Here is a 17943-nt window from a genome sequence, read left to right as displayed (position 1 = left end):
TAGCTAAATCTTAACTTATGACGACACCCGTAGGCGATATTTCTCGCTGCCATACTGATTTATCAGCACTAGCCGACCTAGCTATTTCTGAGGTTGCGTTGATACTTGGCGACCAACTCAATGCTAGCCATAGTTGGTTCAAAGCCGTGAACACAAAGCGCCTGTTTGTACTCATGGAAATTAGACAAGAAACTGACTATGTCACCCACCATATTCAAAAAGTTATCGGCTTTTTTGCGGCCATGCGGCAGTTTGCTCAGGCATTAGCAAGCGCTGGCCATCAGGTGTTTTATTTCACGCTAGATGCTAAGCGCAACCAACAAGACATAACCGGTAATTTAACAGCACTCTCAACAGTATTGCCGCAGCTCGAAAAGTTCTCGATACAACAACCTGACGAATATCGGCTAGACAAACAGTTACAAGATTTTTCGGCGGCGCAATCAATTGCGGTTGAGTGGTTTGATACTGAACATTTTCTCTGCCAACGAAGCGTGTTAGATGATTGGTTTGGGCAGCAAAAACAGGTGGTTATGGAGACCTTTTACCGCCGAATGCGCAAATCAACGGGGTATCTAATGCGCGGCGGCAAACCGCTTGGCGGTAAATGGAATTATGACAAAGAAAATCGTAATAAATTACCCAAAGAGCAAACTCCGCCCGCGCCACTTTGCTTTGGTCACGACGTGAGTGAACTCGCTGCCATGCTTGCTCGACAACAGGTCAAAACCATAGGTACAGTTGATGCAAAAAATTACCTTTGGCCAATAAACCGTGCGGAATCAAGACAATTACTTGATTACTTTATCCAATATTTACTACCAAATTTTGGACGTTTTCAAGACGCCATGCATACCGACTTTTGGGCGCTCTACCATGCGCGAATTTCATTTTCATTAAATACCAAGATGCTCTCGCCGCGAGAGGTGGTCGAACGCGCTTTAAGCTACTGGCAACAACACCAAGACGTTATAGATCGAGCGCAAATTGAAGGCTTTATCCGGCAAATTATCGGCTGGCGTGAATTCATACGTGCAATTTATTGGCAGCGCATGCCAACCTATGCAGAGTTCAACTTTTTTGATAACAGCAATACCCTGCCTGATTTTTATTGGACCGGCGCAACGCAAATGGCGTGTCTTTCGCATACAGTTAAACAGTCATTGGAATTTGCTTATGCGCATCACATCCAACGGCTAATGGTCACTGGAAATTTCGCCTTGCTATTGGGCGTTAATCCCACGACTGTCGATAGCTGGTATTTGGGTATTTATAATGATGCTATTGAATGGGTAGAGTTGCCTAACACGCGCGGTATGAGCCAATTTGCAGATGGCGGCATTTTAGCAACCAAACCGTATATTTCCAGCGGCAGTTATATCAATAAAATGTCCAATTACTGCCAGTCTTGCGCATATCAAGTGGACAAAAAGGTAGGCGAGCGTGCCTGTCCGTTTAATAGCCTATACTGGAACTTTATTGATCAGCACTTTAACAAATTAAAAACCAATCCGCGTATGGCTCTGATGACTAAACAATGGGAACAGCGTTCGGAATCTGAGAAAAAGTCATTGCGCACCCAAGCAAAATTTTACATCGAAAATGTCAACAAGCTTTAGGGAACCAACCTTATGAAAAAACTTATATGGGTTTTAGCGTGGGCCTTTACACTAGGCGCATGCAGCAGCACACCAACGCCTGTTGCACCAGTTGTTAACGACTTTGAGGCGCAACGTTACTTAGGCAAGTGGTATGAAATACTACGCCTTCCTCATTCATTTGAGGACGGGCTTGAAAGTGTTTCCGCTGAATACCGCTTAAACGCAGACAACAGCATTGAGGTAACCAATCGCGGTTATCACGTTGCTGATGGTGAATGGCAAACAGCCATCGGCCACGCCGTGCCCGTAGATAATGCGATGTACCGAGTTACTTTCTTTTGGCCATTTGACGGCGGTTATTATGTAAGTTGGTTACAAACAGATGAGCAAGGTAATTACCAAGTATCAGTAGTCACCAGCGATAGCCATGACTATTTCTGGCTACTTGCTAGAACACCGACTATTGCAGAAGAAACTATTGAAGAGATTAAAGCGAAAGCAAAGGCTTGGGGATTTGAAACCGACCGTATGATTCGTGTTGATCATACGGCCGGTTCAAATTAGTTACTGCGGGCGACGCGAACGACGTTCGCCTTGAGCTGCACCACGAGGGCTTCGCTCAGGGCGGCGCTGCGCGCCTTTAAATGCTGGACGCTCACCAGCTGGTGGACGTGGACGGCGAGTAATCTGCTCACCACTTGCAAGTTCCATGTCCATCTGCTGTTGACGAACACGCGCACGCTGTAAAACACGAAGCACATTGGTCGGCATACCTTTTGGTAATTCCACCAAGCTATGACCATCAAATAACTGAATCTGGCCAATAAAGCGGCTATCAATATCACCTTCGTTTGCAATAGCACCAACAATATCTTGTGGGCGAGCGCCGTGCTCACGACCAACTTTGATTTTGTATGTATCAAATTCAACATTTGCGTCACGACGATCACGTGAATTACGTTTCTCTCGACCATCGCGGCTATCGCGACCGTCGCGCGCATCGCGTTTACCACGACGATCTGCACGCTCTTCAAATTTACGCGGTGCTGGGTCATCAGCAACAATCAACGGACGCTGTGAGTTTTGTTGCGCCAACAATGCAGCAGCAATTTGCTCTGCTGATAAGCCAGTATCAGCCTGCATTTTTGCAATAATCGCGTTCAACTCAGCAAATTCACCACCAGCCACGGTATCAACCAGTTGCTGCTGTAATTTCTGTTGACGATGCGCGCTTAATTCTTTGGCATTTGGCACTTCAAAGAATTCAATGGTTCCATTGGTTAAACGCTCATAGGTGCGCAACAAATGTTTTTCTTTATTACGGTAAAACAAAATAGCTTCACCACTACGCCCAGCACGGCCAGTACGACCAATGCGGTGTACATAAGACTCGCTATCACCTGGTAGGTCATAATTCACAACGTGTGTAATTTCAGGTACATCAAGACCACGCGCAACCACGTCTGTAGCAACTAAGATTTCAATACGACCGCTACGCAATTGGGCAACAGTTTGCTCACGCTGGGCTTGGTTCAAGTCACCACTTAATGGCGACGCTTTAAAGCCAGACGCCTGCAACTGCTCGGTCACATCCATGGTGTCTGAACGAGTACGTACAAAAATAAGGACACGTTGATATTCAAGGGTTTCTAACAAGCGAGTTAGCGCCTGCATTTTGTTTAAACCACGCACTAACCATGCACGCTGGCGAATGGTTGCTTTCGCTTTTTCAAGCGCGGCAATTTGAATGTTAAGTGGCTGTTCACCGGCTTCATTGACCAAAAATGTTTTGGCTAACTTACGAATCGCTGGCGGCATTGTGGCAGAGAATAACGCACGTTGAGCCGTATTTGGCACCGCTGCCATAATGGTTTCGATATCTTCAATAAAGCCCATGTTTAGCATTTCATCGGCTTCATCAAGCACAGCTAAGCGCAATGAAGCTAAGTTCAGAACGCCTTTTTTCAACAGATCAAGCAAACGTCCTGGCGTACCCACAACAACCTGAGCGCCACCGCGCAAGGCTTTAATTTGAGGACCAAACGCAGAACCACCATAAACTGTTGCCACTTCTAAACCACGCATTTGCTGGCCAAACTCAGTGACAGCTTCAGCTACCTGAATGGCAAGTTCACGTGTTGGCGCAACCACCAACATTTGCGTGCTACGCTCTTTAGCATCAATCGCGGCAAGGCCAGGCAAACCAAAAGCAGCTGTTTTACCAGTACCGGTTTGCGCTTCACCAAGCACGTTTTTACCGTTAAGCAAAGCTGGAATGGCTTGCAATTGAATTGGAGTTGGTTGGGTGAAATTCATTTTTTCTAGCTGTTTAAGCACAACAGCAGGCAGGGCCAAATCGGCAAACGATTGGCCAGTCATTACTTCAGACATATTTTTCTCACATGTTTCTGTAAAGCATATATAAGGGGGTATAGGCCCAGCTACAGAACACGATGAACACTCTGGCAGGAAATTAGGCGCTGTTTACCCCAGCAAATTCAGGGGTAAAGCCGCTCCCATCAATAGCGGTAATGACCCTGAGGCCGCGAACTATACGCTAAATGTTAAATAATAGCAAGGTAATCTACCATTGAAGTTCTTGCGTATAACCACAATACTCTAAGTACATATTCGAGAACGAGAATTCTCAAAACACATAAAGCGCATAAATCGAGATGATTGATTTATGAGCTCAAACCAAGGGGAACGTTTATGCCAACCCATCCGACTCACACGCTGCGCTCGCTTATTCAAACTAATGCCTTTATTGATGGGCATTGGGTTCCTAGCGAACATCGTTTTGCGGTGACCAACCCAGCTAACCAAGACGTACTTGCAGAAGTGGCCGACGGCGATGCGACATTAGCTGAACGCGCTATTGAGGCCGCTCACAAAGCGCTGCCAATGTGGGGAAAGAAAACGGCGAAGCAACGCGCCGACTTGTTGCGCAAGTGGTATCAAGCCATGCTTGACAATAAACAGGCACTTGGTGAATTAATGAGTCTTGAACAAGGCAAGCCGATTGCTGAAGCTGTTGGCGAAATTGAATATGGCGCAAGTTTTGTCGACTGGTTTGCCGGCGAAGCCGAACGGTCTTATGGCGATATCCTACCGGTTAATGCAAATGACAAGCGTAGTTGGATTATAAAACAACCCGTAGGTGTCTGCGCCGCAATTACCCCCTGGAACTTTCCTAACGCCATGATCACTCGTAAAGTTGCACCAGCCTTAGCCGCGGGCTGTACGATTGTAGTCAAGCCACCACAATTGACGCCCCTATCAGCTTTGGCTCTGGCACAGCTTGCCAGTGAAGTTGGTATTCCAGATGGTGTGATTAACATTGTACCCTCCACACAATCAAAAGCAGTTGGCGAGGTTTTCACAAGTCACCCTAAAGTGCGTAAATTTACCTTCACGGGGTCTACCGCTGTGGGTAAGGCTCTTATGGAGCAGTGCGCAGGCACGATGAAGAAAGTTTCGTTAGAGCTTGGCGGCAACGCTCCTTTTATTGTGTTCGACGATGCCGATATTGAACTTGCTGTGCAAGAACTGTTGGTTTGCAAGTTTCGCAATGCCGGGCAAACCTGCATCAGTGCTAACCGAGTGCTCGTTCAAGACGCGGTGCACGATAAGTTTGTTGAGCAACTGCAAGGCAAACTCAAATCATTAAAGGTAGCCGCTGGCGACGCCGAAGAAGTTGATTACGGCCCTCTAATCAATCAAGACGCCATTGATAAAGTGAACGACCTTATCAAAGATGCTCAACAAAACGGTGCTACAGTGCTCGAAGGTGGTCGTGTATTAACTGAACTCGGCGAGTTGTTTTACGCGCCAACCATAATTGTCGACGTAAACGCCTCCATGCGCATTGCGCAGGAAGAAATATTTGGCCCAGTCATTGCTATCCAGCGCTTCGCCGATGAAGCGCAGGGCATTGAGCAAGCGAACGCCACACCATTTGGTTTGGCCGGCTACTTTTGTGCGCAAGACTATCGACGTATTCAGCGCGTCAGCGAACAATTAGACTGTGGTATGTTAGGCATTAATTCTGGCGCCATTTCACATGCTTACAATGCATTTGGTGGCGTGAAAGAATCAGGCATAGGTCGTGAAGGCTCTCGCTATGGCTTGGCCGAATATCAAGAAACCAAAAATATAACCTTAGGTGGCTTTTCATGAGTACAACTATCGCATCCTCGGTGCAACGCTTGCGCGCCACCTATGACAGCGGTTTAACACGCCCTGCTTCGTGGCGTATCAACCAGTTGAAACAGCTGCAACAACTACTTAATGAGCATGAGGCGGCACTGCTGAGCGCATTAAATGCTGATCTTGGAAAGTCAACCGCCGAAGGTTGGTTAACCGAGTTGGGCTATTTGCATAGCGATATAAAACACACCGTTAAGCACCTTAAAAAATGGATGCGCCCACAACGTGTCAGCCAACCGCTAATGGCTTGGCCAGGGCGTAGCTACCGTTATCCTGAGCCATTAGGTGTGGTGTTAGTGATAGGCGCGTGGAATTATCCACTTCAGTTATTACTAAGCCCAATGGTAGCAGCTTTAGCTGCTGGCAATTGTGTGGTCGTTAAACCGTCAGAACTTGCACCGAAAACAGCCGAATTACTCGAACGCCTACTCCCCGACTACTTATCTGCCGAAACGGTTCAGGTGGTCACCGGCGATGCTGCGGTTGCTACCCAATTATTGCAGCAACGTTTTGACCATATTTTGTACACTGGTGGTGGCCGTGTCGGCCGTATTGTCATGAAAGCCGCAGCCGAGTTTTTAACACCAGTCACGTTGGAACTTGGAGGTAAAAGCCCAGCTGTCGTGCTCGAAGACGCCGACATATCCGTAGCGGCAAGACGCATTGCTTGGGGCAAATGGCTCAACGCAGGTCAAACGTGCATAGCACCAGACTATGTTTTGGTGCACGAAAATGTACATGACCAACTTGTTAGCGCTTTAAAAACCGCGATCAATGAGTTTTTTGGTTCCGACCCAAGCACCTCTGAAGACTACGGCCGTATTGTCAATCAACAACACTGTGAGCGCTTAGTCAGTTACCTAGATAACGGAACTATTGCAGCGGGCGGGCAACATGATATGCGAGGGCGCTTCATTGCACCAACGGTATTAACCGAAGTTGATGAGCAAAGCGACGTCATGCAAGACGAAATATTTGGTCCTATTTTACCCGTTTTAAAAATTAAGAATCTTGCCAGTGCCGTAAGCTTTATTCGTGAGCGTGACAAGCCACTTGCGCTTTATGGCTTTAGTTGTTCTCAGCGCGCCTTGCAGCAACTTACCGAGCAAACCCACGCAGGCAATCAATGCAATAATGATACCTTAATGTTTATGCTCAACCCTGAGTTACCGTTCGGTGGCGTTGGTCCAAGCGGTATGGGGCGATATCACGGCCGCTTTGGTTTTGAAACATTTAGTCATTTAAAGTCGGTAATGACACGACCATTTAAAATGGATCCAAATTTTCGTTACCCGCCATACACCCCGTTCAAGCAGAAGCTTCTTCGTTGGTTCTCGTAACAATGCTTAATTGATTGGACCAGTCGCGTTTTAAGCGCGATTGGTCTTCTTCACTGCCCTGCATCACTTGCTCGCATGTAGCGCTTGCGCTAGGATTGGCCAATTTGCTAATCACTATAATAACGAAACGCAAGGGTTACCTATGAGCGCACAGCGCGAGCATTTCAGCTCAAAAATTGGTTTTATTTTAGCAGCAGCCGGTTCCGCAGTTGGTATAGGCAATTTGGTCGGCTTCCCTGTTGCCGCAACAAAAAACGGCGGCGGAGCATTCTTACTCATCTACGCTGCATTTGTATTATTCATATGTTTACCCGTTATGCTCGCCGAAATGGGCCTAGGTCGACGCGCCCAACATAGTCCCTATCGCGCCTACGCTGAACTAGGGCAAGGTTTAAAGCGCTGGCGAATGGCCGGGTGGCTAGCCACTATTACGCCATTTATGATTGCCGTATTTTATATGGTGATTACCGTTTGGATTTTTGGTTATCTCATTCAGTCTTTTGCTGGCAACCTAGACCAACTAGCAACCCCCGAATACTTTGGCCAGTTTGTTAACGACTATAACTTCGTGGCGTACTTGGTTGGTGTCACTATTATCATTAATTTTATTCTGATTGGTGGCGTGCGCAAAGGTATTGAACGAGCTTCAAAAATATTAATGCCGACATTATTCTTGATGCTAGTGCTACTCGTCACCTTCGTGCTGACACTCGATAACGCTTGGGCAGGCGTCGAATTTTATTTAGTACCAGACTTTAGCAAAATAAATGGCTCTGTCATTAATGGAGCCTTGGCTCAAGCCTTCTTTTCGTTGTCGCTGGGCATGGGTATTTTGATTACTTATGGTTCTTATTTCCGCCGCAGTGACGATATCGTCACGTCAGGTAAGTTAGTTGCAGTTACCGATACAGCTGTTGCCTTTATCGCAGGCTTAATGACATTACCTGCTATTTTTGCGATATACCCAGAAACTAATCCAGAGTCATTAAGTGACTCTTCGGTTAGTATGATATTTTCTTTCTTTCCAAATATCTTTTTAGCCCTCTCAGAATCCATTGGTTATGCCGCAGCCAGTGTGGCGGCAACAATATTCTTCCTATTGGCTTTTGTAGCTGCAATCACCTCACTGGTTTCAATTATTGAAGTACCAACGTCGTCACTCATGGAAAAGAAAAATATCTCTCGCAAGCAAGCTCTTGTTTATATGGGTATCGCACTAACGGTATTGACGTTAATAGCCGCAACTTCTTTTGGTTTGGTACCGTTATTCAGCGAATTCACAAACTATGCAGGTTCGAGCAAATCGGTATTTGATGTCATCTATGACGTATTTTACGATACCATTTTGCCGCTTAATGGGTTGCTTATTTGTCTCTTCGTTCGCTTCCGTTGGAAACGTGCACAATTAACTGCTGAGCTAAGTGAAGGCAATGCAAATTACCAAACGTCTTGGTTAGAAAAGTACGTTAGTTTTGCTATTGGAACTTTTATTCCATTAATTCTTGCAGTGATCTTTACTAATACCGTACTAACGAAATTTTTTGGCTACTCGTTTTTATAACTTATGGGCCTACGACGAATTACTCATCATTTAAAAACTGCTCGAGTACGAGCGGTCTTTTTGTTCGACGGCCCACCAGCGTGGTTGCAATATCATAAACATGCCATCTTCGCTAACGATGAGAATACCCTGTACCTATCTGATCACGACGATAAAGCGATTCCAGTGCACCGCTATCGAGATTATTTGGGTTCGAATAATAACTTTGTTTTACTCGATTTTGCCAACGTGATTCACGCGGACGCGTTAGCTGCGCTAGCCGGAACAGTTAACGGTGGTGGCATATTGTTTGTGTTTTTACCAACCGAAGATACACCTTTCAAACAACGAATAATTTCGAGCACAGCCAATTACGAGCGCATTGAGATCATTCGTCCTGACAGCGATCTCAAACAATTAACTCGCCAAATTTTAGCAAGCCATTTGCTACCAGATGATGCTCCTAGTGTACCTTTAGCCAGCCAAAAGGCGATTGTGGATAGCATGATCGACTTGCCTGGGACTTGTCATCTGCTGATGGCTGATCGTGGGCGTGGTAAAAGTACAACGCTCGGCTTAGCCTGCCAAGCCTGGATTCGCCATTACCGAGGTCGAGAACTTGTTGTTACTGGGCCAAAGCCATCTTCGGTGTATACATTACTTGAGCATGCAGCAAGCTCAGTACGGTTTGTCCCATGGGACAAGTTATTGACTGAATACCCCGATCAAAGTGTACGTATTATTATTGATGAGGCCGCGGCCGTGCCTATGCATGTGCTGCAACAATTAGTTCAACGGTTTACGGTGTGGGCAATAGCCAGTACCGTCGACGGTTACGAAGGCTGTGGTCGAGGCTTTGCAGTGCGCTTCTTGGACTGGGTGCAACAACAAAGAATTTGTAAAGTGCATGAGCTTTCGCTGCCCGTGCGCTGGTCAGCACAAGACACCTGTGAGCCTTGGCTAAACGATTTGCTGCTAATGCAAGTAAGCTCCGATAATAAAAGCCTGTTACAGTTTGATTCCAATTTAGCGTTAACTTATGAGCACCTTCACGCCAGTGAGCTGAACGAAAGCGATTTAGCAGCAGTTATTACACTGTTGTTAGAAGCGCACTACCAAAGTAGCCCAAATGATCTGCGCCTACTGTTGGATGATAATCAGCAACGACTTGTAATTGCTAGGCGCCAACAAACTCTTGTGGGCGTCATTTGGTATTCCATAGAAGGCGAGCTTCCACCTTCATTGCACGAAGACATTCGAATAGGCAAACGGCGTCTTAATGGTCATATTTTACCCCAAGCCATTGCTTTCTATCTGCAACAACAAAACGTATTGAATTGGTGCTGGTGGCGCGTCACTCGAATTGCTGTTCACAATAGTGTGCGACGCCAGGGGATAGGTTTAAACCTGCTAGAACGCCTGAACCAAATTGCCAAAGAGGCAAAAGTTGAATCTCTCGGCTCGAGCTTTGGGGCTAGCCCTGAGGTACTCGATTTCTGGTCTCAAACCCCTTACAAATTAATTCGAATGGGCCGTAAGCTAAACATGGCTAGCGGATACCCAAACGCAATTGTTGCGTTTGGATTTTCTTCAAATAGTAAGGAGCTTGTCAAAACACTTCACGAATATGCTCATGCTGAACTTGATTGGAAGCGCCATATTACCGTAGCCGTTACAAGCAACATTCATAAATTAGCGCGAGGAATTCTCACTGGTTTCGCGTATGGTAATTTACCCTTCACTGAGGCTCAGTTCGCTTGGAGCGTTTGCGACATGAAAATGCCCATACAAACTGCTGGATTAACCATTCCAGGCCAAATTCTAAGTGCAACCGAAGATCTTGCACGCCTTACCCAACGCTATGGTTATAGCAGCCAACAAACCATGCAAAATCAGTTGCGCCAAATAGCTCGTGAATACCTCGAACTTACACGTTAATCACTGTAAAATACCGCACCAAAATATGCTGAAAAAGCATTTGTATGCTATTGTTTAGCCTTTAAGTTCCCAAAGTAAAAGGGTTTATCCATGTCTCGAGTATTAATTATTGGTGCTGGCGGCGTTGCCGGCGTTGTTGTCAAGAAATGTGCCATGTTGCCAGAGTATTTTTCTGAGATTCATTTGGCGAGCCGCACAGTTTCAAAATGTGAAAAGTTACAAGAAGAAGCAGGCAAAGACCGCGTTGTCGGTGTTTATTCTGTAGACGCAGACAACGCAAGTGAAGTTGCAGAACTTATTCGCAAGGTTGAGCCAAGCTTGGTGATAAACGTTGCTTTGCCTTATCAAGATTTACCTATTATGGATGCCTGTTTAGAAACCGGCGTACACTACCTTGATACTGCTAACTACGAGCCAAAAGACGAAGCTAAATTTGAATACTCATGGCAGTGGGCTTACCAAGACAAATTTAAAGAAAAAGGCATCATGGCTCTGCTAGGTGCAGGCTTTGACCCTGGCGTGACAAACGTATTTACTGCTTACGCAGCAAAACATTACTTTGACGAAGTTCACTATCTCGACATCGTTGACTGTAACGGTGGCGATCACGGCCAAGCTTTTGCCACCAACTTCAACCCAGAAATCAATATTCGCGAGATTACTCAGCGCGGTAAGTTCTGGGAAAATGGCGAATGGCACGAAACTGACCCAATTAGTGTTCGCGAAGACCTAGATTATCCAGGTGTCGGTGTTCGCGCTTCTTATTTGTTATTCCACGAAGAGCTAGAGTCGTTAGTGAAGCACTTCCCAACATTGAAGCGTGCACGTTTCTGGATGACCTTCGGCGAGCAATATTTAACGCACCTTCGCGTTCTTGAAAATGTCGGTATGACTTCAATTCAACCGGTGGAATTCCAAGGCAAAAAAATCGTGCCATTAGAATTTCTGAAAGCGGTATTACCGAATCCAGGTTCACTTGCTGAAGGCTATACCGGCATGACCTGTATTGGTACTTACGTGACTGGTATGAAAGATGGCAAAGAAAAAACCATTTTCATCTACAACAATTGTGATCACGCCGTATGTAATGCCGAAGTTGGCGCTCAGGCAGTGTCTTACACCACCGGGGTACCAGCCATGATTGCAGCTTCAATGATGCTTCAAGGGCACTGGATGAAGCCAGGCGTTTGGAATATGGAACAATTTGACCCAGACGAATTCATGAACCGTTTAAACCAATACGGTTTACCTTGGAAAGTGGTCGAAACTGAATCACCTTTTAAGCGATAAAAAAATGGCAAATCCATACTTAAACAGCGCAGTTCCATCGCCTTGTTACGTTTGTGACGAGGCTGCGCTTGAGCGTAACTTACAGTTAATGAAGCGCGTTCAAGACGAAAGTGGCGCCCATATTATTTTAGCGCTAAAGGGTTTCTCTATGTGGAGCACCTTTCCTTTAGTGCGAGAATATTTACGCGGCTGTACCGCAAGCTCAGTGTGGGAGGCTCGGTTAGCGGCTGAGGAATTTGGACGCGAAGTACATGCCTACGCTCCGGCATATAAGCAAACCGATATCGACGCATTATTACCAATTGTGCACCACATATCTTTCAATAGCCTCTCGCAGTGGCAAAAGTACCGAGAGCAAACTTTAACTGCAGGAGTTTCAGCTGGTTTAAGGGTTAACCCAGAACATCAAGAAGCTGAAACCGAGTTATATGACCCGAGTGCTCCTGGTTCACGCTTAGGTATTCGCGCCGCCGAATTGAGCGGCGTCGATTTAACCGGCATTGAAGGGCTTCACGTTCATAATCTGTGTGAATGCGACTCCTATGCACTCGAACGCACATTAGAAGCTGTAGAAAGCAAGTTTGGCGACCTATTACACCAAATGAAATGGCTCAACCTTGGTGGCGGCCACCTTATGACGCGTCAGGGTTATGATGTGGAACATTTAATTTCTCAACTCAAGCGCTTGCAAGAAACTTATAATCTACAAGTTATCTTGGAGCCGGGTTCTGCCGTTGCTTGGCAAACAGGCCCATTGGTTGCCGAAGTTGTGGATATCATCGAAAACGAAGGGCAGATTGCTTTACTGGATATTTCCGCCACAGCCCATATGCCAGACGTGCTTGAGATGCCATACCGTCCGACAATTACAGGCGCTCGCGAGCCAGGGGTTTTGCCTCATACGTATAAGCTAGGCGGTAACTCATGTTTAGCCGGAGACGTTATTGGTCTATATAGTTTTGCAGAGCCGCTAAAACCTGGAGACCGCGTTATTTTTGAAGATATGATGCATTATACAATGGTCAAAACTTCATTCTTTAATGGCGTTGAACACCCAAGTATTGGTATTTTGCGACGTGATGGTACTTTTGATCTTATTCGTAAATTTAGTTACGAAGATTTTCGAGGTCGCTTATCTTAAGCTTAGGACTCAGTTCTATATTGTACATTGTACCCGAAATGAAAAAGCACAGCCTTACGCTGTGCTTTTTTCTTGTCGGGCATAACAGGCAAGCCCCTGTAATACGAGTTCTGTCCGAATTTCACCGCGCCGCTTAATGTCTACCGGCAATAGTGGAATAGAACCACCACTTAATAAAATCCGATAATCAAACCAATCCAATTCTGTCTCAGATACAGCCATAGCCTGGCGAACAAGGCCGACAAAAGTGTTCACACAACCATTGAGTAAACAGTCTGGTGTGCTTTGCCCTAATTGTTGGGCCTTTCCCCACTGCTCATGGCTATCATCAAAAACATGTGGTGCGCGTTGCGTTACTGAATTTTTCATAAGCTCGACGCCTGGGGCAATCCATCCACCTAGGTGATGGCCCTGTTCGTCTATCCAGTCGACTGTAATAGCAGTACCTGCATCTATAATCACAGCCGCTTTTGGCTGTTCGTCATAAGCTCCAACCATTGCTAACCATCGATCAACACCAAGATTTGTTGGCTTCTCATAAGCATTTGTTACACCGAAAGCCGCCTTCTCCGACTCTACTCGAAACACCTTGTTTTGTTGATGTGCTGAAAGCCAAGCTGCTAACTTATCGTTCTGTTGTTGACCGCTTACAACAGCAACCCAAACGCCGTCGAGCTCCATAGTAATTGGATGATGATTTAATTCTTCATAATCAGCATTAAACCATGGTTCCAAATGCCCTTCTGTATCCATTAGAGCCGCTTTTACCCGAGTATTACCTGCATCAATCAATAATTTATGTGCCATGTCGTAGGCTTACCTCTCCAGCATGATATCGTTCGGTAGTGCCATTTCTGGTCACAAGAATTGCCCCAGTATCATCAATACCGGCGGCAATACCATCAATTTCTCTATTTCCCATAATAATGCGCACCGGCTGACCTTGTAATCGATCAAATTGCTGCCAACGAGCGATAAAATTTGTTAGCCCCGTTAACTCATATTCAGCTAAACATTCACGACATTTGGTCAGTAGCATTGCAGCTAATTGGTTTCGCGAAAAATGAGTTCCTAGATAATGGCTGATATCCGTCCAAGGCTGGTCGATTTCTTGTTGTAATTGCGAAGGCATGGTCAAATTAACCCCAATACCTATAATTGCATGCGCAACACCTAACGCTTGCCCTTCGAGCTCAACCAAAATGCCGGAAATCTTTTTTCCATCAACAAGAAGATCATTGGGCCACTTCAATTCGACGTTTGGCACGCCGAAATCGCTAAGAACCTGAGCCACGGCAGTACCAAGCGCAAGACTCAACCCCATCGCTGCCGACATACCTTGGTCTAAGCGCCAGTAAATACTCATGTATAAATTAGCTCCAAATGGCGATATCCAGCGCTTTCCACGACGGCCACGCCCCTCTGTTTGAGCTTCAGCAAAAACGGTATAGCCATTGGGCAGAGCATGGTGTTGCATGCGTTGCTTGATTACGTCATTGGTTGAGCCAACTACCCGCTCAACATCAATTGAATCGGCTGCGTAACTTGTGTCCGCGCTATCTGACAGTATGCGTGAAAGGTCAATAAGTTGAAGTGGACTTTGTAGACGGTAACCTTTCCCGGTGACCCGAAACACATCGATACCAAGCTTCTGCACATCTTGTATATACTGACTTACCGCCGTGCGCGAAACCCCTAATAACTCACCGATAGTTTCACCTGAATGAAATTGGCCATCACTAAGTTGTTCTATAACTGTAATGACCCTTTCGCGACGATGCTGCTTCATAATGTGATTAATCCTTGTCGACCGAGTAAGCGCACTTCGGCTTCAAGTTCTACGCCATATGCTTCTATTACTTTGCCGCGAATTGTTCTAGCTAACAAAAGCAAATCTGCCGCCGTTGCCTCACCTAAATTAACTAACACTAAAGCTTGGTTCTTATGTACCGCTGCTTGCCCAGTACTAAAACCTTTTAGCCCAAGGTTGTCAATTAACCAACCGGCTGCGAGCTTAACCTTGTTATCACCAAGATCAAAATTTGGCATTTTCGGATATTTTTTTAATAACTCTTGCAGTTCAGCCACAGTGACTATTGGGTTTTTAAAAAAGCTTCCGGCGTTAGGGATTTCTTCTGGGTCTGGTAGCTTACGGCGTCGAGTAGCGATTACTTCATCAAATATTTGCTGCGCGGTAACGGGCGAGCCTAACGCTCGTAGTTCGCCATAGCTCACTTCAGGCTGCCATTGCTTAGGAATAGCAAACTTAACTTCCACAATTAGCCATCGACCAGCATCTTTTTTAAAAATACTGTCACGATAGGCAAAGTTACATTGTTGCTTCGTGAATTCAACTAATCGATTTGCTTGCCTATCCCATGCATACACAATCTCGATAAACTCTGATACTTCACGGCCATAGGCACCAATGTTCTGTACTGGTGCTGCGCCAACAGTTCCAGGAATCAAAGCTAAGTTTTCAAATCCAAAAATACCTCGATTTAGAAGTTCAGATACCAAATTATGCCAGTTTTCCCCAGCACCAACACTAACCTTCCAATGTATTTCTGTCTCTTTTATCGAGAGTCCTTTGAGTTCAACTTTTACAATAGGAGGAGCAAAGTCATCAAGAAAAATTGTATTTGAACCCTCCCCAAGTACGTATGCCTGTTGAGGCAAAGTGCTTAGCTGTGAGATATGCTTTAACGAAATAACTTCATGCGCTTTGCCGTGCAAACGGAAGCTATGTAATGGTTTGAGGTCAGTTGAAAAGTAAGTTTGATTCATCGAATAATTATAAGGCTCTTCGCTTCAAAACCCAACGAGATTATCGCAGCAGAAAATCAGAACTTCACTTCAAGACCTAACAATTAATCTCCAGATTCATTTTTAATTGTTGAAAGTCCGACGTCTGCTTTATCGACAGTAATACGTATCGTTGCATCCCCTTCAAAATGGCAGCCTACTACTTCTATATCTTCTGCGCGAGCACTGTAGCTTCCCAAGCTCAAAGGTTTGTCATGGATTTTTATCGTGTTCACAAATAACGCAAAGGTTGATCTGTTTACCCCAACTTCAGACGACTGGTTCCCTGTTTTATGCAATAGAACATTTTCACCCTCAACACTAATTCTCACATTATCTGAACTGGCGTTGAATCGATGTATATTAGGGAGTAAAAGGCCTTCAGGAAGGCTAACAAGTTGTTTAGCTGCAAAACCATAATCAAATTCATCACTGGAAGTATTATCGAGCTCAAACGTGACTTTGAACGCATATTCATCAGCTATGTCTTTTAAACGTTGCAGGGGAGCTATCGGAACCTCAAAGCGCTTTGAAACTATCAATTCATTTCGATACGCTTGGCTTGTTTGTAAGACCTGATAAATCTGCAATGCTTTCTCAGAGCTAACAGCATAGTGCTCATTTAGAATATCAAAGGGTGACTTTCCAAGTTCGATTGCTTGCTGCCAATCAGGAATATTTAAACGATGCGCTATTTCGCTAATTGCAGCGCCAGTTCCGTATAAGCGTTGAGAATAAAGGCGAGCAGATAAATCTCCGCCTCTTTCTTCGCTACTGGATTGTAATCGACGAATCAATACCGGCACAACATCGTCTAAAAAACCGAGTGCTTTCATGGCATAAAATTCAAACCAGGTCGCAGTGCCCTCTGAACGTTCAATTGCATTTTCATTTATTGAAAAGCTTTTGGGCATCAATTGATTCCGTACGTTTCGGTGCGCGACATAAGACGTGATGAGTTCATTACGAACATCAGTTTCATCAAATCGTTCTAATATGCTTTGCAATAGCCTACGTTCGAACCGCACTGCAGCAAAGACTTCATATGGGGGAAGTTCACCGATATCAGCGTAAGCCAGGGTATCCGACCTATTATCCACAAAATAATCGCGTTGAAAGCCATGAAAATCTTCATGAAGAATCAATGCGCTTAGCGCTAAATAGTTTTTTCGAGCCCCTGCTTCAACAATAGTTGCTCTAATTTCTGGCGTGATTTGAGCGTTGATATGAAAAAGGCCATTAAACTGAGCATATGCCTTCTCGCTTTTCCAGAGTTCTTTCTCTACTTCATCAAAACCGTTGTTAGGTAATTCATGTGCCTTTAAGTAGATGAACTTTTCTGAATCGATGAAGCCAATCCGTCTTTGCTCCGCATCGTAGCCCATCCATACTTGTGACAATTGAGCTTTTTTGTCGTGTATTCGATCGAGCATTGAGCGCTCAGCCATTGTAGTGCAACCACTCATTAAAGCTAACAATAGTAGTGTTCCAAGCACTCGAAAAAGCATGATTACCGCCCTTCTATTTTTATTATCTACCGATTTAACAACAAAACCGAAGCCAATTGAAGAGCAAAAGCGATATTAGCTGTTGGATATTAGATATTAGTGGGGCGGAGGGCGTGACCAACAGCGCAGCGTACGAACAGCGCAGCGTACCAATAACGAACAACGCTCTTTTCAAAGCCAAAAACGAAAAAACCCCGAGCATTAGCTCGGGGTCTCGTCGTAATTAAAGCCTGGCGGTGTCCTACTCTCACATGGGAACTCCCACACTACCATCGGCGCTGAAGCGTTTCACTGCTGAGTTCGGAATGGATCAGGTGGTTCCACTTCGCTATGGCCGCCAGGCATAAACTGTTAAACAATATAAACGCGCTGATTGTTCGTATGAATGCGCACCCTACAGGAACGTATTTTAATAGAAGCTCGAACTTGCGTCCCCGGCGTCAAACGCCGGGCTACATTAGCCCTAAACACTTTCGGTGTTGTATGGTTAAGCCTCACGGGCAATTAGTACGGGTTAGCTCAACGCATTACTACGCTTCCACACCCCGCCTATCAACGTTGTAGTCTCCAA

General features: G+C 45.4%; 13 protein-coding genes and 2 rRNA genes. 8 read left to right on the top strand and 7 right to left on the bottom strand.

What is annotated here, in order from left to right; genetic code table 11:
* Positions 1-17 precede the first annotated feature (17 nt).
* Positions 18-1619: a cryptochrome/photolyase family protein gene (locus tag ASC40_RS04215; RefSeq protein ID WP_082432444.1), complete on the top strand. Its 1602-nt coding sequence runs from the start codon at positions 18-20 to the stop codon at positions 1617-1619.
* Positions 1620-1631: 12 nt separating this feature from the next.
* Positions 1632-2165: a lipocalin family protein gene (locus ASC40_RS04210; RefSeq protein WP_055438549.1), complete on the top strand. Its 534-nt coding sequence runs from the start codon at positions 1632-1634 to the stop codon at positions 2163-2165.
* On the opposite strand, the gene ASC40_RS04205 is transcribed toward ASC40_RS04210, so the two are convergent.
* Entirely contained in the window at positions 2166-3992 is a 1827-nt protein-coding gene (locus ASC40_RS04205) for a DEAD/DEAH box helicase (protein ID WP_055438548.1), read from the bottom strand.
* 321 nt (positions 3993-4313) lie between these two features.
* Between ASC40_RS04205 and ASC40_RS04200 the strand changes: the two genes are divergently transcribed.
* The 6 genes from ASC40_RS04200 (at position 4314) to nspC (ending at position 13059) form a co-directional block, all read left to right on the top strand.
* Positions 4314-5780, top strand: a complete 1467-nt coding sequence (locus tag ASC40_RS04200; RefSeq protein ID WP_055438547.1) for an NAD-dependent succinate-semialdehyde dehydrogenase — start codon at positions 4314-4316, stop codon at positions 5778-5780.
* Complete coding sequence (locus tag ASC40_RS04195) at positions 5777-7150, top strand: aldehyde dehydrogenase family protein (RefSeq protein ID WP_055438546.1); 1374 nt, start codon at positions 5777-5779, stop codon at positions 7148-7150. Before ASC40_RS04200 ends, ASC40_RS04195 begins: the two co-directional genes overlap by 4 nt.
* Positions 7151-7292: 142 nt before the next feature.
* On the top strand, positions 7293-8711 hold the full coding sequence (locus ASC40_RS04190) for a sodium-dependent transporter (RefSeq protein ID WP_055438545.1): 1419 nt from the start codon (positions 7293-7295) through the stop codon (positions 8709-8711).
* Positions 8712-8714: 3 nt separating this feature from the next.
* On the top strand, positions 8715-10628 hold the full coding sequence (locus ASC40_RS04185; RefSeq protein ID WP_082432443.1) for a tRNA(Met) cytidine acetyltransferase TmcA: 1914 nt from the start codon (positions 8715-8717) through the stop codon (positions 10626-10628).
* Positions 10629-10718: 90 nt separating this feature from the next.
* Complete coding sequence (locus ASC40_RS04180) at positions 10719-11918, top strand: saccharopine dehydrogenase family protein (RefSeq protein ID WP_055438543.1); 1200 nt, start codon at positions 10719-10721, stop codon at positions 11916-11918.
* Between the two features lie 4 nt (positions 11919-11922).
* The gene (gene nspC, locus ASC40_RS04175) at positions 11923-13059 is read left to right on the top strand and encodes a carboxynorspermidine decarboxylase (RefSeq protein ID WP_055438542.1); all 1137 of its coding nucleotides are present in this window, start codon (positions 11923-11925) and stop codon (positions 13057-13059) included.
* A gap of 54 nt (positions 13060-13113) precedes the next feature.
* Here nspC and ASC40_RS04170 read toward each other — a convergent pair whose 3' ends face one another.
* From ASC40_RS04170 to ASC40_RS04145, 6 genes are all read right to left on the bottom strand, one after another.
* The gene (locus ASC40_RS04170) at positions 13114-13866 is read right to left on the bottom strand and encodes a type III pantothenate kinase (protein ID WP_055438541.1); all 753 of its coding nucleotides are present in this window, start codon (positions 13864-13866) and stop codon (positions 13114-13116) included.
* On the bottom strand, positions 13856-14848 hold the full coding sequence (gene birA / locus ASC40_RS04165; protein WP_055438540.1) for a bifunctional biotin--[acetyl-CoA-carboxylase] ligase/biotin operon repressor BirA: 993 nt from the start codon (positions 14846-14848) through the stop codon (positions 13856-13858). The genes ASC40_RS04170 and birA overlap by 11 nt, the downstream gene beginning before the upstream one ends.
* Complete coding sequence (gene murB, locus ASC40_RS04160; protein ID WP_055438539.1) at positions 14845-15846, bottom strand: UDP-N-acetylmuramate dehydrogenase; 1002 nt, start codon at positions 15844-15846, stop codon at positions 14845-14847. Before murB ends, birA begins: the two co-directional genes overlap by 4 nt.
* An 83-nt stretch (positions 15847-15929) precedes the next feature.
* On the bottom strand, positions 15930-17372 hold the full coding sequence (locus ASC40_RS04155; RefSeq protein ID WP_055438538.1) for a hypothetical protein: 1443 nt from the start codon (positions 17370-17372) through the stop codon (positions 15930-15932).
* A gap of 228 nt (positions 17373-17600) precedes the next feature.
* Positions 17601-17714: ribosomal RNA gene (rrf, locus tag ASC40_RS04150) — 5S ribosomal RNA — on the bottom strand.
* 141 nt (positions 17715-17855) lie between these two features.
* Positions 17856-17943 (bottom strand): 23S ribosomal RNA (locus tag ASC40_RS04145); the annotation flags it as partial.

This window comes from Pseudidiomarina woesei (assembly GCF_001418345.1).
Taxonomy (GTDB): Bacteria; Pseudomonadota; Gammaproteobacteria; order Enterobacterales; family Alteromonadaceae; genus Pseudidiomarina; species Pseudidiomarina woesei.
The sequence above is the reverse complement of the archived record's forward strand: the minus strand, read 5'-3'. Positions and strand labels throughout refer to the sequence as shown.

What these genes read in the sequence shown, in the direction of transcription:
- ASC40_RS04215 (WP_082432444.1), top strand. Translation starts at nt 18, where the DNA reads ATGACGACACCCGTAGGCGATATTTCTCGCTGCCATACTGATTTATCA.
- ASC40_RS04210 (WP_055438549.1), top strand. Translation starts at nt 1,632, where the DNA reads ATGAAAAAACTTATATGGGTTTTAGCGTGGGCCTTTACACTAGGCGCA.
- ASC40_RS04205 (WP_055438548.1), bottom strand. Translation starts at nt 3,992, where the DNA reads ATGTCTGAAGTAATGACTGGCCAATCGTTTGCCGATTTGGCCCTGCCT.
- ASC40_RS04200 (WP_055438547.1), top strand. Translation starts at nt 4,314, where the DNA reads ATGCCAACCCATCCGACTCACACGCTGCGCTCGCTTATTCAAACTAAT.
- ASC40_RS04195 (WP_055438546.1), top strand. Translation starts at nt 5,777, where the DNA reads ATGAGTACAACTATCGCATCCTCGGTGCAACGCTTGCGCGCCACCTAT.
- ASC40_RS04190 (WP_055438545.1), top strand. Translation starts at nt 7,293, where the DNA reads ATGAGCGCACAGCGCGAGCATTTCAGCTCAAAAATTGGTTTTATTTTA.
- ASC40_RS04185 (WP_082432443.1), top strand. Translation starts at nt 8,715, where the DNA reads ATGGGCCTACGACGAATTACTCATCATTTAAAAACTGCTCGAGTACGA.
- ASC40_RS04180 (WP_055438543.1), top strand. Translation starts at nt 10,719, where the DNA reads ATGTCTCGAGTATTAATTATTGGTGCTGGCGGCGTTGCCGGCGTTGTT.
- nspC (WP_055438542.1), top strand. Translation starts at nt 11,923, where the DNA reads ATGGCAAATCCATACTTAAACAGCGCAGTTCCATCGCCTTGTTACGTT.
- ASC40_RS04170 (WP_055438541.1), bottom strand. Translation starts at nt 13,866, where the DNA reads ATGGCACATAAATTATTGATTGATGCAGGTAATACTCGGGTAAAAGCG.
- birA (WP_055438540.1), bottom strand. Translation starts at nt 14,848, where the DNA reads ATGAAGCAGCATCGTCGCGAAAGGGTCATTACAGTTATAGAACAACTT.
- murB (WP_055438539.1), bottom strand. Translation starts at nt 15,846, where the DNA reads ATGAATCAAACTTACTTTTCAACTGACCTCAAACCATTACATAGCTTC.
- ASC40_RS04155 (WP_055438538.1), bottom strand. Translation starts at nt 17,372, where the DNA reads ATGCTTTTTCGAGTGCTTGGAACACTACTATTGTTAGCTTTAATGAGT.